The 14916-nt window shown below is 59.3% G+C and carries 6 protein-coding genes; 1 reads left to right on the top strand and 5 read right to left on the bottom strand.

What is annotated here, in order from left to right:
* Positions 1-122: 122 nt before the first annotated feature.
* Positions 123-1508: an IS4 family transposase gene (locus tag BLV67_RS31690; protein WP_069786347.1), complete on the top strand. Its 1386-nt coding sequence runs from the start codon at positions 123-125 to the stop codon at positions 1506-1508.
* 26 nt (positions 1509-1534) lie between these two features.
* Here BLV67_RS31690 and BLV67_RS32830 read toward each other — a convergent pair whose 3' ends face one another.
* The 5 genes from BLV67_RS32830 to BLV67_RS31675 form a co-directional block, all read right to left on the bottom strand.
* Positions 1535-1897, bottom strand: a complete 363-nt coding sequence (locus BLV67_RS32830; RefSeq protein ID WP_141722701.1) for a hypothetical protein — start codon at positions 1895-1897, stop codon at positions 1535-1537.
* A complete protein-coding gene (locus tag BLV67_RS32825) occupies positions 1897-2304 on the bottom strand; it encodes a hypothetical protein (protein ID WP_141722700.1) in 408 nt (135 codons plus the stop codon). Before BLV67_RS32825 ends, BLV67_RS32830 begins: the two co-directional genes overlap by 1 nt.
* Positions 2305-2370: 66 nt before the next feature.
* Positions 2371-2802 (bottom strand): hypothetical protein, encoded by a 432-nt coding sequence (locus tag BLV67_RS31685; protein WP_069786541.1) that lies wholly within the window; start codon positions 2800-2802, stop codon positions 2371-2373.
* Positions 2802-12878 carry a hemagglutinin repeat-containing protein gene (locus BLV67_RS31680; RefSeq protein WP_069786540.1) on the bottom strand — a complete coding sequence of 3359 codons (10077 nt, stop codon included), beginning with the start codon at positions 12876-12878 and terminating at the stop codon, positions 2802-2804. Before BLV67_RS31680 ends, BLV67_RS31685 begins: the two co-directional genes overlap by 1 nt.
* A 31-nt stretch (positions 12879-12909) precedes the next feature.
* Positions 12910-14634, bottom strand: a complete 1725-nt coding sequence (locus BLV67_RS31675) for a ShlB/FhaC/HecB family hemolysin secretion/activation protein (protein WP_069786539.1) — start codon at positions 14632-14634, stop codon at positions 12910-12912.
* Between the last annotated feature and the right edge of the window lie 282 nt (positions 14635-14916).

Below are 14916 nucleotides of genomic sequence, written 5' to 3'. Positions count from 1 at the left end.
GCCCCGAATGGCACTTACTTAACGGCTAACCGGCTGATCTGACTACAAAAAAATGAAAAAAGGCCGCCCTTGGTCTACGGTGATAGTTGCGAACACACACCACTAGAACAAGGACAGCCCGCGTGAATCGTAGACGTCAAATCGTCAGGCATCAACAGCAGCGCATTCAGCAGCACGCAAAAAACAGCAATGCCCATGCGTTCTTTAAGCTGCTAGCCGATCCGGCGCTGCTACAGCGTGTCGAGTCAGTGATGCCCAAGCATCGTCAACGGTTGTTCCCGCCGACTGAAACGCTGTCGATGTTTCTGGCTCAAGCCATGAATGCCGACCGTTCTTGTCAGAAGGCCGTGAATGATTTTTCGATCAAACGCTGCTGTGATGGGCTAAGCCCCAGCAGCGTGTACACCGGCGCTTATTGCAAAGCACGGGCGCGGTTACCGGTAGAGATGGTTTCAACATTGTTGCGCTCCACGGGATCAACGATGAGTAACAACGCGTCACCATCCTGGCGCTGGATGGGGCGTCCGGTGCGCCTCGTAGATGGCACCACGGTGACCCTGCCAGACACTGCGGCGAACCAAGCTGCCTATCCGCAATCGCGTGGTCAGAAAGCAGGACTGGGTTTCCCCATCTGCCGTTTGGTAGGAATCATTTGCCTGGCCAGCGGTGCTGTTTTAGATGCCTCGCTGGGACGTTTTCGAGGCAAAGGTGGCGATGAGCAGACGTTGCTCAGGACGATGCTCGACACTCTGAATCAAGGCGACATTGTGTTGGGCGATGCCTACTACGCAACGTACTTTTTGCTGTGCGAACTGCAACGTCGTGGGATCGACGGTGTTTTCGAACAATATGGCGCTAGGCGACGCAGTACCGACTTTCGGCTCGGGCAATCGCTGGGGCCGGAAGATCATTTGGTTGAGCTGACAAAACCTAGGAATCGACCTTCCTGGATGAGCCAAACTTATTACGACGATGCGCCTGAAACACTGACAGTACGTGAGCTGAAAACCGGCGGAAAAATCCTGGTAACCACCTTGAACTGCCCGCAGCAAGTACCCAAAGCTGGGCTCAAATCACTGTACAAAGACCGTTGGCATGTTGAGCTGGATCTGCGCAATATCAAGACAACGCTGGGGCTTGAAACGTTGAGCTGCAAGACGCCTGGCATGGCTGTAAAAGAGTTATGGGTGTATCTGCTGGCGCATAATTTGATTCGGATGATCATGGCCAAATCCGCGCTATTAGCTGATTGCTTGCCACGCGAGCTTAGCTTTAAACATAGCCTTCAATTATTCCTTGCGATGCGGCAGTACAGCTGCGACGAACAAGACGATAGGGTGCAGGATTTACTCAAGTTGATCGCTAGGAAACGTGTCGGAAACCGGCCGGGACGGATTGAGCCTCGCGCCATAAAACGAAGGCCCAAGCCTTACCCGATGTTGATGCAGACGCGCTCGGCGGCAAGGGCCGAGGTCAGGAAAAATGGACACCCGAAGAAGGTTAAGTAAGTGCCATTCGGGTCTGACCCCTCCCATCAAACCCAGATAAAATCGGGTTTAATTATATACTCAATTCCAACTTCAGCAAGAATTTTTCGAACTCTTAATACGTCTACAGCCTTTCCAGAAAAAATTCTAAACATGCCCTGCTGAAGTAAATCCCTGGACTTTAAAAAATTAGAACCGAACACCTCGGACACAGCCCTTATATGTGATTTATTTCTATAATCACCAACACAAAATACTTCATATATCTCTTCATCAACCTTAATACCGGAAATGTTCGTAGTAACTAACGACCAGTCACAAACTGAACACCTTAGCCCTTTAGTGCTGTTTTTCTCAAAACTTACCAAACCAGCGCCGCATCGCTCGCACACAACTAATGAATTAGACACTATGGCTTACCTGGATTAAAAATTTTGAACTCACCTTGCTTCGATAAGTCCGGGTAATTTGGATTCGATGGGGATCTCGGAGCAACTACCACTTTTCCATCGCCGTAGGCCCACACCAAGTTAGTTGGAGCTTTCACCGGGACCCCCATTTTATTCGCAAGACTTTGAGCAAATCCGGCATCACAAGCTCCAGTATCACAAGATAACAAACGAATCGGCTGCCCACTGTAAGCGGGGTTATTTTCGATAAGTCGAGAGACGACACGCTGATCTGCCATAATAGTTCCACTTGAAGTAACTACCTCAATCTTTTGTGTACTCCCATGAGCGATAACGTCAAAATAACCGTTCGAATCTATATCAGATCTTTTAGATACATTTTTAAAAAACTGATCGGATTCGCCCATAAAATTGGCCGCACCCGGCACCGCTTGGCCTGCTGCTGCATCAGCACCTGCGCCTTTTGCACCAACTCAAATTTTCCCTTTGAGGTGATTTCGCCACGGTACTAGCAAACCGTCCAGCAGGACTCGATCAATAACACCGTCCTCAATAGCGCCAATATAAGTAGTATCTAACTGAAACTCAAAGGAAAGACTTTCATTTTCAGATAGTTTTTTTACGGCACCTACCAGCGCCTCTACGTCATCTAGGTTTTTTGAGTCCATCTCAATAGGAAGTAGGTTTGGCGGCAAAGCCGAATAAATTTCCAAAATCCCACCTACTACTTCCGTACCACTCTCGTCTATCTCGTTAATAAAGCTTGGCGGAGTAACGCTCCATATTCTTGACGCAGCAACCTCATTCACAAGCTGCTGCACATTAGATCTAATAGACTGGTCCAAATCCTGAGCCACGTAAAAAATTAACTTTTGCTTCGCAAGCTCTAGCGGTATGGAATGCATTACTCAGCTCCTTTTTTCGGAGGGTATGCCGGGAGAGCTGACCCTGGACCGCCCGGATTATATCTAAATCCTCCTGGCATATGCGCGTCCAAATGCCGTGTATCAGGCAGTGGCACAGTAAGTGGCGAACCCTGAACATGATGCATAGGTATTCTCTCACCCTTTAGCCCTGCATCTTCAGGAAAAACTTTAACCCATGCATCGTCGACCTTCGGAGTCTTCCCTTTAGCAATCGCGGCCCGATTTTCAGTACTTAAGATTTGGCCATATCCAAGGTCATCCCAGTTATCACGTAGTACTCTCCAGTCTGCGGCATTTGTACGAACAACACCTGTCCGAGTCGTACCAGAAGTAACCACAGGCGCGGGAGGCACGACTTCACCTGCCGCTTTTGCATCGAGAGCGCTACCCTTTGCAGTCTCGACATTTCGCGCAGATGCCGCAGCATCCGCAGTAGCAGCTACCTCCTTCGCTGCAAGACTGCCAAAGCCACCCACACCTAACGCCGTACCGCCAGCCGTTGCGGCGCCAAAGGGCAACTCAACTGCTGTTAATGACAGTTCGGTACAAACAGCTGGGTTCATCGCACAGGAATTTAACAATGCAGGACCGAGCAGCACTGCTCCGGCTAAAGCTCCAACACCCGCCACGGTATAAGCAAGTGTTTCGCGACGTTCAGCATACATTTGCGCCGAGCACGCATCCGCGCTCATTCCTGCACAGTTTTGCTCCTTGTATCGCTCGTTTTCAGCGTTGACGCGCTCTTCAGCCTTTTGTTCAAGTGTCTTACCCTCAGCTAATGCACTAGCGATATCACCAAGCGAGTTGTTCTCAACCGCATTGTTGCCAGCCTTTGCACCGGCAATTGCACCGCTCAGGTCACCTCCCGCAAGTCCGCCTGCCAACCCCGACGCCAATGTCGAAAGCGCCGATACGGTCTGTCTCTGCTCCTCGCTCAAATTCTCAGTTTTAATATCCGGATACAACCGCGCCGCAATCAACTCCCCCGTACCAGCTCCCGCGGCACCGGCAACCGCCGAGTTTCCTTGGGCTTGTGCAACCACAGCACCCAATACCACGTGGGCCATGATTCGGGCGGTATCGTTACCCTGCGTTGATTGCTTGATGAGGTTCGCCAGATAGGGCGCCGACGCACCCGTAAGGGCTGACCCGATGTCCCCCCCTGCCAGTCCTTGCAAAGCTGCCGTCACCGCTTGGGCGGCGCGTTGATAATCGCCCCCAGTTCCGTACGGCTGCATCACAGTACGGGTCACCTGTGCGGCGATCTCTTTCTCCGTCGGCTGGGTATTGCCCTCACGGATAAGCTTGTCTCGCGCAGCTGCTACCGCTTCAGGATCTTTTTGAGCGTTGGCCGCGTTAATGGCACCTTGCGTGCGAACGATGTCCGATGCCTGAGTACCAATATCCGCAATCAACTGCACCTGCCGCAGGCGCTTCTGCTCTTTTTCCTTATCAAAGATCGGGCTGATGCTGCCATTGGCGTGTTCAACATCGTGGCTCAGCGTTGCAACGTCCTGCTGCTGTTTGGCAGCGTCGCGGATGTCGAGGGTGCCATTGGAAATGGCCGATGACGTGGTGCCGCTGTCACTGTCGCCATGATTGAACGCGATCAAGCTGCCGGAGGGCATATTGCTGATGAAGGCGTTCGCGCCGCTTGCGCCACTGCTGACGCTGGCGCTCTGTAACTGGCTTGTGTAGTCGGCTTTATTCTTTAAAACGCTCCAGCCGAGGGTGCCGGTGCTCAGGCGGTTTTTGTCCGCAGTAGCGGTGCTGGCGATCACGCTGCCATCGAGTTGCGTGTGGTTGCCCACATCAATCTGGTAGCCACCCTTACCGCCGAACAGGCCGGTTTGCTCCTGCACACTCTTATAGTTGGAGTCGATCTTGCTCTTGCTGATGCTGAGCGAACCACTGCCCGTCATGGTGCCAAACGTGAAACTTGCGCCACCGCTGACATCGGTTTGTTTGGACTTGTAGTCATCGGTGTCTTGCAGACTTTGCAGCGTAAGATCGCGGCCTACCGCGGCCTTGATCTGATCTGCACTGACCTGCGCACCTTTGAGGACGGTGTCTCGCCCACTGATCAGGCTGACTTGCTTGCCCGCATCCAGCGTCGTTTCCGTCCAGGTTGTGCCATTGCCCTTTTCGCTGCCGGTGCCCTTGTTCGCATTAGCAAAAATACTCAGGCCTGCACCACTGGAACCAAACCCGAGGCTAACGCCTACGGCCCCGCCGCCACTGCTGTTTTTGCCATCGAGTTTTTGTGTGTTGGCGGCTGCTTCCAGGCGGATATCACGCTCCGCTGCCAACAGCATTTCATTACCGGCCTGGAGCTTGCTGCCCTGAACACGGATGTCTCCATCTGCGCCAGGCGTGCCGTTACCGGCGGCTACAATACTGAGGTTATTGCCACTGGTGAGGCTGCTGCCTTGGCTTGCTGTCTGCTCTTGGGTCTGTTTGGAGCTGGATTTTTGCGAGCCGAGCGAGATGGCGATGCCTACAAACTGCCCGGCGTTAGCGCCGGTCATGCCGCCGTTCTGCTGCGCCGCTTGCCACGCCTGCACCCCCGTTAAACCCGCCTTCACACCCTGCAGCGCCGAGAGTCGGCCGTCGTCCTCGTTCCTGGCTTGCTTGGCGGTCTTATAAGCGGAGTCCACCGCACTGCCCACGGTGCCGGACAACGCCAGGGTCAAACCACTGGTTTTGCTTTTGGAGGTCTGCTCGCTACGGTTGTTGTTCTCGGAAGCCAGGATGCTGACATTTTGCCCAACCAGGCTGATGTCCTTACCGGCAACCACGTCAGAACCGCGAATGGTCAGGTCTTTGCCAGCCTGAATATCCACACTGCCCAGCACACTGCCGATGTTGCTGGCCCGGGTGGTTTCGGTGCTGCTGGTGAAGGTGTTCTGGTTGCTGCTTGAACCCAACGTAACGCCGATGCCGCCGCTGCTCATCAAGCCCGATTTTTTGGTCGAGGACGAATGGCTTTGTTCAAAGGTTTCCGTGGCCCCATCAATCACCACATTGCGCCCGGCAATCAGGCTGGTGGCGTTGGTGGAAACCACGTCGCTGGCGGTAGTGCCGATGTCACGGCCAGCACGCACAACCACGGTATCAGCGCTGATGGAAGAGCCCTGCTGGCTGATCTGGTTACTGCTGTCGATGCGCGTTTTCTGGCTGCTGGACAGCAACCCTTTGCTGGTTTTGGTTTTGCGGTAATAGCTGTAGTCGCTGTCTTGCGCGGCGTTCAGCGCCAGGTCATTGCCTGCGTACAGGTAGGCTTCCTTGCCGGCACTCGCACGGCTGGCGCTGACCACGAGGTCGTTGCCGGCACTCAGGGAGAGGTTCTCACCGGCAACCAGCGAGGTGCCCACTTGCTGAACGTGGTCTTCCTGGCTGGTGACCTTCTTGGAATTAAACGCCGAATGCTGTTCATTCGCCGCCGAAGCCAGGTTCACATTGCCCTTGGCTACCAGCGCCAGATCACGCGTGGCATTCAACTGGCTGCCAATGGCGCTGATGTCCCGCGCAGCCACCACCTGGAAGTCGCGACCGGCCTCGATCACGGTGCCGTACTGGGTTGCGCTGCTGCTGCGCATGTAGGTGCTGACGGCATTGGCGTTGCGTTGTTCGGCGGTGGCCAGGCTTACATCGCGCCCGGCTTGAACGCCCAGGTCGGCGCCGCTTTTGAAGGCGCCGCCGGTGCTGTTGACGTCGCGCCCGGCTTGCAGGGTGAGGGTGTTGGCGGCTTCGATGCGGGCGGCGTTGTCGACGAAGTCGGTGCGCTCGGTGCGGTAGCCGCTGCTGCTCTGGTGGCTGGTGACGGTGCGTTCGTTGAGCACATCGCCATTCACTGCGCTCACGCTGACGTCGCGCCCGGCGATGATGCCGCCGGCGCGGTTGGTGAGGGTGTTGCCCACGAGCAGGTCGAGGCGGTTGCCCGCTTGCACCAGGCCGCTGTTAACCATGTTGCGCCCGGCGCTGGCGGCGAGGTTGTTGGTGGCGCGCAGGGTGCCGACGTTGTTGAGGTCGGTGCCGCTGACCAGGTTCAGGTCGCTGCCGGTGATGAGTGCGCCGTTGGGCGCCAGGCGGTTGTTGGCCTGGGCCAGGTAGAGCACGGGCACCAGCACTTGTTGGCCGGCGACGGTGGCGTTTTCCATCCACACGATGTCGTGGGTCAGGGCCGCGACTTGCTCGGCGGTGAGGCTCACGCCTACGGCCAGGTTTAGCGCCTGTTTGGTGCCGATGGCGTTGTCCATCAGGTACTTGAACATCGAGGCGTCGCTGGTCTGGCCATCGATGAAGCGCTGGCCGGTGCGGGCGATCACGGCTTGCTGGATCAGGCGCTGTTCATACAGGCCGTCACCCAGGCGCTTTTGTGCCTGGTCCGGGTCGTAGCCCAGTTTGGACAGCATGTAATCGGAGCTTAAAAACTGGCTGAGGTTGGTCAGCAGCGGGTTGGTTTCGATCAGGTATTTCTGTGGGTTGGAGACGAACTGGCTGTCTGGCAGGCCTTGCACGCGGTTGATCACCACGCCGTCGGCCGAGGTGCCGCTGCCGGGTACGACCGGGCCGGTAACCGGCGTTCGGTCAATGCTGCCGCCGCCCAAGGTCCAGCCTTGCGGGCCGGTGCTGGCAGGCGCGCTGGCGCTCTGGCCACTGAGGCGGAACAGCCCGCCCTGGCCGGTTGGCAAGGTGAAGCCGGGCAGGCTCAGCGGGTTGATCTGCTGTTGGGCCAGGTCCGGCGGCAGTTGCTGGTTGAGGGTGACGCGGGTGGAATAACCGGCTGCGCCACTGGCACCGGTGGCGTCGGTGGTGGTGTTGGCGCCCGCACCGATGTAGCTATAGCCCAGGCGTACCACGCTGTTGTCGATACCGGCTTGTGCCTTGACGTCTACCGCGCCGCCCGCCTGAATCACGGCGGCGTAACGTTGGTCATCGCTGGCGATTTTGGTGACCTTGCCGAACTGGGTGCGCTCGATCTCCATCATGCCGATGAAGTTGGCCACGGTGGCCTCAAGGCCGCCGAGGTCATTGGGGTTGTAACCGGCGCTTTTGTACCAGTATTTGTTGGTGAGTGCGGCGGCGGCGCCGAACCAGCCTTCAGGGTGCTTGGTGCGCTCTGACGTGAAAAGACGATAGGTCTCGGTCTCGCCGGTTTCGATGCCGGTGTTGACCAGGTTGTTCAGGCGCGCGGTGAAGTTACCGCCGGCCGCGATCGAGCTGCTGCTGTTGAGCAGGTCGCCGCCGGCCAGGGTCATGTTGCCGCCGGCGGTGATGCTCGAACCGGCACTGGCGGCGGTGACTTCCAGTTTGTCGCGTGTCACCAACTCCCACACGTAGTTGCGCGGGGTGCCGCCGGCTTTACAGTCACCGGCGTTAACGTATTTGATGCACGTGCCTTCGGTGGCCGAGGCGGTGTAGACACCCGCATCGTTGACGTCGAGTACCGCCCGCTGGTTTTTGATCGAGTTGGCGGACAGGCTGAGGTTGCCGTCACTCTGAATCGTCGATGAGCTGTTGAGGATGCTGCTGGCCAGGCCGCCCTTGCCGTCGCGGTCGACGCTGAGGTTGCCCAGGCTGTAGACGTCGGCGTAGCTGTTGTTCAGCGCGTCCACACGCAGGCTCATGTCGCCGCCGCTGAAGATCAGGCCGTGGTCATTGAGCAAGGCGCCGGTGGTGGCGACCAGTCGTTGGCCGCTGCCCAGGGTCGCGTAATTGTTGAGTGTGCCGGCGTTGACCACCAGGTCGGTAGCGGCGGTAAGACGCCCACGGTTGTTGAGTGTGCCGGCGATGTTAGCGGTGGTGACGCCGCCGCCGGCAATGCTGGCCGTGTCGCTCAGGCTGGCCTGTGCGGCGCTGAGGTTGAGGTTGCCCAGGCTGCTGATGCGCCCGGTACTGTTCAACCCGCCGCTCAAGGTCAGGTCGAGCGCGCCGTCGCTGGCGATCAGGCCGTGGATGGTCCAGTTGGCGCCGTTGCCGATAAAGCGTCGGGCACCGAGCAGTTGGCCGGTGGCGGTCTGGTCGAGGCTGTCGACGTTAACGGTGAGTTGCCCGGCCTGGATCACACTGCTGTTGGTCCAGTTGCCCTGGGTGATGGTCAGGTCGCCACGGGTGACCAAGCTGCCGCCCACGTCGTTGAGGTTGGCCGGGGCAATGCCGAAGTTGCCGGTGCCCACGTGCAGTACGTTGCCGCCCAGGTTCTGGAAGCTGCCGGCGTTGAGGGTCAGGTCGTTGTTGGCGGTTTCCACCACGCCGTTGCGGTTGTCGAACAGGCCACCGATGGCAAATTCGGTGGTGCCCGCCGTGCCCAGCGCACGCAGGCGCCCGGTCTGGTTATCGAGGCTGGCCGCGCGCACCTTCAGGGTGCTTTCGCTTTCAATGATGCCCAGGCGGTTGTTGAGTGCGCCGCTGAGGTCCAGGTCGATTTGTTGCCCGGCGATCTGGCCGTCGTTGTCGCCGCTGTTATCGAAGTCATGCCCGACTACGCGCATCAGGCCTTTGGCATACAGCCCGCCGTTGCGGTTGTCGAAGTTGCCGGTGGTGACCAGTGCGTTGCCGCCCTGCGCGGCGATGCGCCCGCCGTAGTTGTCTACGCTGCCGGCTTGCAGGTTGAGGCTTTGCCCCTGCATCACACCGCCCTGGCGGTTGTTGTTGAGGTCGTAACCGTTGCGCAGCACGCCGACCACTTGGGTTTGCAGTGCGGCCTTGAGGCTGGCGAGGGTGCCGCCACGGTTGTCGAGGCTGGCCGCGTTTACATTCAGGTCACCGGCCTGGGCGATCAGTTTGCCGCTCTGGTTATCCAGCGTGTCGGCCACGTTGGCGGTCATGCCGCCCTGGCTTTGCACGGTGCCTTTGCCATTGTCCAAGCGGTTGGCGGTGAGCAGCAGGTCGGCGTTCTGGCTGTAGATCAAGCCGTCGTTGCCGTTCTGTACCAGGCCGCTGGCGGTGAGGCTCAAGCGGTCGTTGGCGGCCAGGGTGCCACGGTTGCGGTTATCCAGGCCGCCGGTCAGCAAGGTCAACAAACCTTGGCTGGCGATCTGGCCGCCCTGGTTGTCGATCTGCGCCGCGCGGCTGATCAGCAGCGGGCCGCCGCTGGCCAGCTTGCCGTTGGTGTTGGTGTTGGTCAGGGTCGCGAGCAGGTCGAGGGTGGTGGCGGTGCCGCCACTGATGCTGCCGGCGCTGTTGTCCAGGTTTTGCGTAGTCAGGCTCAGGGCCGCGCCGCTGTCGATTACGCCGCCCTGGGCGTTGTTGAGCAAACCGCCGACGGTGAGCGTCTGCCCGGCCGCGCTGGAGAGTACGCCTTTGTTGCTGTTGTCCAGTTCGCCGGCATTAACGTTCAGCGCTTTCTGGCTCACCAGTGCCCCGCCTGCGCTGTTGAGCAGGTTGGCGGTCAGCGTGGCGTTCAGGTCGCCGTAACGGCTGGACAAGGTGCCGCCGTTGCGGTTGTCCAGGTTCGCGCCGCTGACGGTGAGGCCCTGCCAGCCGGACATCAGGCCATTCTGGTTGATCAGGTTTTCGGCATTGAGCACCAGCAGGTTATTGCTGATCAGCTTGCCGTTGCTGTTGTTCAACGTGCGGCCGTTGAGGTTCAGGGTTTGCGCGCTGGAGAGTTCGCCACCCTGGTTGCTGAGGTCACGCAGGTGGTTGATGGAGAGGTTGCCGGCGGTGGTGATCAGGCCACCGGTGTTGTTCAGGTCACCGGTGGCGTTGCCGAAGTCCAGGGCAATCGCGCTGCCCAGCAGCGAGCCGTTCTGGTTGTCCAGCGCGGCGCTGTTGAGCGTCAGCGTATTGCTCGCGTTGAGCAGGCCCTGGTCGCGGTTGGTCAGGCGGCCAGCCACGTTGAGCAGCGTGTCGCCACGGCTGGTGAGGGTGCCGCCGCTGTTGTCGAGGTCGGTGGCGTGGGCGTCAACCGAGGCGGCAGCGATCATGCCTTTGACGTTGGTCAGGGCCTGGCCGATGCGCAGGCTTAGCGCGGCGTTGCTCAGCAGTTTGCCGCTGCTGTTGTCGAGGTTGTCGGCGGTGAGTGTGAACGCCTGGCTGCTGGAGATTTCGCCGCCCTGGTTATGCACGTTCTTGAGGTTGTTGAGCATCAACAGCGGCGCGTTGATCAGGCCGTTCTGGTTGTTGAACTCGCCACGGTTGAGGTCCAGGGTCAGGGCCTCGGCGCTGGTGATCTGGCCGCCTTGCTGGTTGTTGAGGTCGGCGGTGCTGATGTGCGCGGCCTGGCGTGCACTCAGGGTGCCGTTTTGGCTGTTGTCGACGCTTGCGGCGTTGAGTATCAGGCTGCCGTCGGTGACCAGCAGCCCGCCGGCGCTGTTATCCAGTTGCGTAGCGGTTACCTGCACGCCTGCACGGCTGGACAGCTCGCCATTGCGATTGTCGATGTTGGCGACATTGACCTGCACACCACCCACGCCTGCGACCAAGCCTTTTTGGCGGTTGTCGAGGCTATTACCGGCCACGCTCACCGTGCCTTGGCTGGTGACCAACCCGGCTTGGTTGTTGAGGCTACCGACGTTGAGGCTCAGCGCATTGCCCGCCGTGATGAGGCCTGCGACGTTATCGAGGGTCGCGACCGTGAGCGTTGCGGTGTCGAGGCTTGAGAGTTCACCGCCCTGGTTACGCACCTCACCGACCACGGCGGTCAGCGGCCCGTTGCTGGTGACCAACCCACCTTGGGTGTTCTGCAGGCGATCGGCCGTGATAGCCAGGCCGCCGTTGCTGAGAATACGGCCTTTGTTTTGGTTGTCGACTGTGGTGGCGGTAATTTGGGTGTGCTGTTTGGCACCCAGTGTGCCGCCCTGGTTGTTCAGCGCTTGGGCATCCACGTTCAACGCGCGGCTGGCAATCACACTGGCGCCGGTGTTGGTGACGGCCTTGCCGCGCAGGCTCACGTCGCCCGTGGCGTTGCGAGTGTTGTCGGCGTTGACGCCGGCTTCAATGATGTCGCCGTTGGTCAGCGTGCCGCCGCTGGACAGCGCAATGCGGTCACGGGCAGCCAGACTCTGGCGGTTGGTAAGGTCGCCCTGGGTGTTCACGTTAAGGGCGGTACCGGCATACACCGGCCCTTTGGCGTCCAGGCTTGCGGCGTTGATGTTGACCGCGCCGCTGGCGGCAGTTTGCGCCAGGCTCAAATGCCCATTGGCATCGAGTTGGATATCACCACCACTGGCCGCCAACGTGCCGTCGAGCTTCACACCCACACCGGCTTCGGTGCCCACCAGTTTGATTGCACCGGCGTACATGCCGCCCAGGGCGCTGGAGTCGATGGCCAGCTCGGGTTTGGCGCTGCCGTCGTCGGCCCGCACAGTGGTTTTGAGGCTTTTGGCGTCGACGTCGTTGCGCCCGGCGACCACGGCCAGCTCACGGGCGTTGATCTGTGCGTTGATCTTGGCCGAGCGGGTGATGATTTCGAAGCGGTCGACGTTGCTGGCGTTCAGGCCTTCGCCGTCGATGGTCACGGCGCCGCCGTCCACCTGGTAGTGGTCCAGGCGACCGACGTTGTCCATCATCGGCTTGCCGGTGGTCAGGGTCACGTTGGGCGTGTTGATAAACCCGCAACCGCTGCACGTGATGCCGTAAGGGTTGGCGACGATCACCTTGGCCGACTGCCCCGCCACTTCGGTGTAACCACGCAGTTGGCTCGGGCTGCCGCCGTTGACTTCGTTGAGGATGACGTTCGCCGCGCCGCCCTTGAGGTTGGGGTTGCCGACGATGTAACCGCCCAGCTGGGTGTTGGTCACCGCGCCCGTGGCGTTGTTGAGGATCACGCCGTTGGGGCCGACGTTGTAGTCCTTGAACTGGTTGTGGGACAAGCCACTGCCATTAGGGGTGGCGATGTTCACCACCGGCACGCCATTGCCCGCCTGGCCGACGCTGGTGGCCGGGTTGCTCACCACAATGCCTTCGGCCTGGGCCAGCAACGGCTGCCAGAACAGCGCGTTGACCAGGATCAGCACCAGCCCGCGCTTGGGCAGGCCGAAGAACGCGTCGCGGCGCTTCAAGGCAGCAGAAGGTTGGCGGGCCAGAAAGGCAAAGTGGCGAACATCCATGGTCAAATTCTCGTTGCAGCGGGGCGTTGAATTACAGGAAGAAATCCATGCGGAAGTAGATCGGCGCTTCGCGCTCCGTCACCACTGCGGGTCTTTCTAACGAATGGGCAAAGGTCACGCTGGTGCTGACGTATTTGCCACGGGCGAACAGTTCCACGGAGTTGCTTGAAACGCGGCCGTGGTTGTCGCCGTTGTAACGGTCGTTGCGGATCACGCCCTGGTCGTAACCGAGGCTGGTGCCGTATTCCGCAAAGGCCGGGCGCAGCCATTCGAGGGTGACCGGGCGGGCCCAGCGCACTTCGTTGCGCCAGTAGCCGCCGCTGTCGCCAGACAGTTGCTGGTCCTTGAAACCGCGCACCGACGACGAGCCGCCGAGGCTGATGCGTTGCGGCGAGAACAGCACGTCTTCACTGCGTTGCCCGGTGGCCAGGCTGGTGAAGCTGAACGACTCGCCCCACAGGCGAAACGGCTGCAAATAGCTGACGGTGGCAGTGTACTTGCGGTAATCCGGGGTCGGCGTGAGGTTGCCGAACTGGTCGCGGTGCTGGTCGTCGCGCTGGGCGTCAAAGGCGCCAATGCCGTTCTGTACGCCGAGGTCGATGTTGACGAAGGCATTGCCGATGCGTCGGCCGTGGTTGATACCAAACTGCAACTCACTGAGGCGGTTGCTGCTGATTTCGAGCTGGGCGTCGTTGATGTAGTTGTTGGTGCGCAGGTGAGCCAGACCGACGTTGAGCGAGGTTTTGCTGACGTCATCGCGGTGGATCACACGTTCGGCGCGCAACTGGTGGTTTTGGCTGTCGCCCGACTGCTTGAACTTGAAAGTGTCGGTGTAACCCAGCGCACGATAATCGCTCTCGCTGTAGGTGTAAGTGAAGTTCCACCAGCCCCACGGCACGTTGTAATAGAGCAGGGCGTTTTTCGAGGTTTTCTGGTGGTCGCTGATGGCGTCATGGCCACCGCGCAAAACCAGTTGGTCAGCCAGGCCGAGCGGGCTGTCCCACTCCAGGCCCGCGCCCCATTGCTGCTCGCCGGTGCTGCGTTGCCCGTCGTTGTTGCGCGACAGGCTGGCGCGCCAGGGCTTTTGCGGGGTGTTCTTGACCACCACGTCGCTGCCGCCCACTTGTTTGCCGGGCGTCAGTTCCATTTGCGCCTGCTTGGACGGCAACCGGTTGAGCTGGTCCACCAGTTGCTCGACTTCGCGCAGGTTCAGCGCCTCGCCGACCTTGCCGGGAAAGGCCATGGCCAGTTCGCGGTCGGTGACATTGCTGCCTTCGGCGCTTCTTACGGCTTCAAGTTTGCCTTCGACCACCAACACCTGCAGATGGCCACTGGAGAGGTCTTGTTGCGGCAAGTAGGCGCGGCTGGTAACGCGGCCTTTGGCGATGTAATAGTCGGTAATGACCTTGAGCAGTTCATTGAGCTGCGAAACGCCCAGGCATTGGCCTATATAAGGTTTGAGCAGCAGCGTGCGGTCGCCGGCAGCCAGGCTGTCGGCGCCTTTGAGTTCGATGTCTTTGATCGGGAAGCAGCGCGTGTCGGCAGGCGTGGCCGGGGCCCGGGGCTTGGCCTCTTTGCCGGGCAGGTCCTGCAGCTCTTGCAGGCGCCGGCTTTGCTCTTCGAGCAGGCGGTTCTGCCGATCGCGGATCAGGTCTTGATCCCCAGGCGTGGGGGCGGCGATGGCCGTGTTCAGGCTCAGGCAGGCGAGCATGAAAGTGCACAACAAGTACCGAGTCCGTGGCAATAAAAAAGACATGTTCGATCCATCGATTATCAAGGGGCGGCAAACTACCATCGAACTAGCGCTGGCCCAAGAAACCGGGACAGTTGCACATTCGTACTTATTACATCCGCAACACATTGATTATTAACAACAAAGAATTATCAAAAAGAGATAGCGGCAGTCGTTAGAACTTTTATTCCGACCAGCGGCAACTCTTTTGATAGTCATTCGGCAAACATTCGAGCAAATGCCATTATTTAGCCATCAACTAGTTGCCGAGTTAGGTTAGTGCAGGGGAATGACGAAAAGTTCGCG

This window comes from Pseudomonas salomonii, assembly GCF_900107155.1.
GTDB classification, from domain to species: domain Bacteria; phylum Pseudomonadota; class Gammaproteobacteria; order Pseudomonadales; family Pseudomonadaceae; genus Aquipseudomonas; species Aquipseudomonas salomonii.
Note: the sequence above shows the minus strand (reverse complement) of the source record. Positions and strands in the feature narration are given on the sequence as shown.

Bases quoted from the DNA above. Each gene is read 5' to 3' on its own strand.
- BLV67_RS31685 (WP_069786541.1), bottom strand. From the start codon at position 2,802: ATGCATTCCATACCGCTAGAGCTTGCGAAGCAAAAGTTAATTTTTTAC.
- BLV67_RS32825 (WP_141722700.1), bottom strand. From the start codon at position 2,304: ATGGGCGAATCCGATCAGTTTTTTAAAAATGTATCTAAAAGATCTGAT.
- BLV67_RS31680 (WP_069786540.1), bottom strand. From the start codon at position 12,878: ATGGATGTTCGCCACTTTGCCTTTCTGGCCCGCCAACCTTCTGCTGCC.
- BLV67_RS31675 (WP_069786539.1), bottom strand. From the start codon at position 14,634: ATGTCTTTTTTATTGCCACGGACTCGGTACTTGTTGTGCACTTTCATG.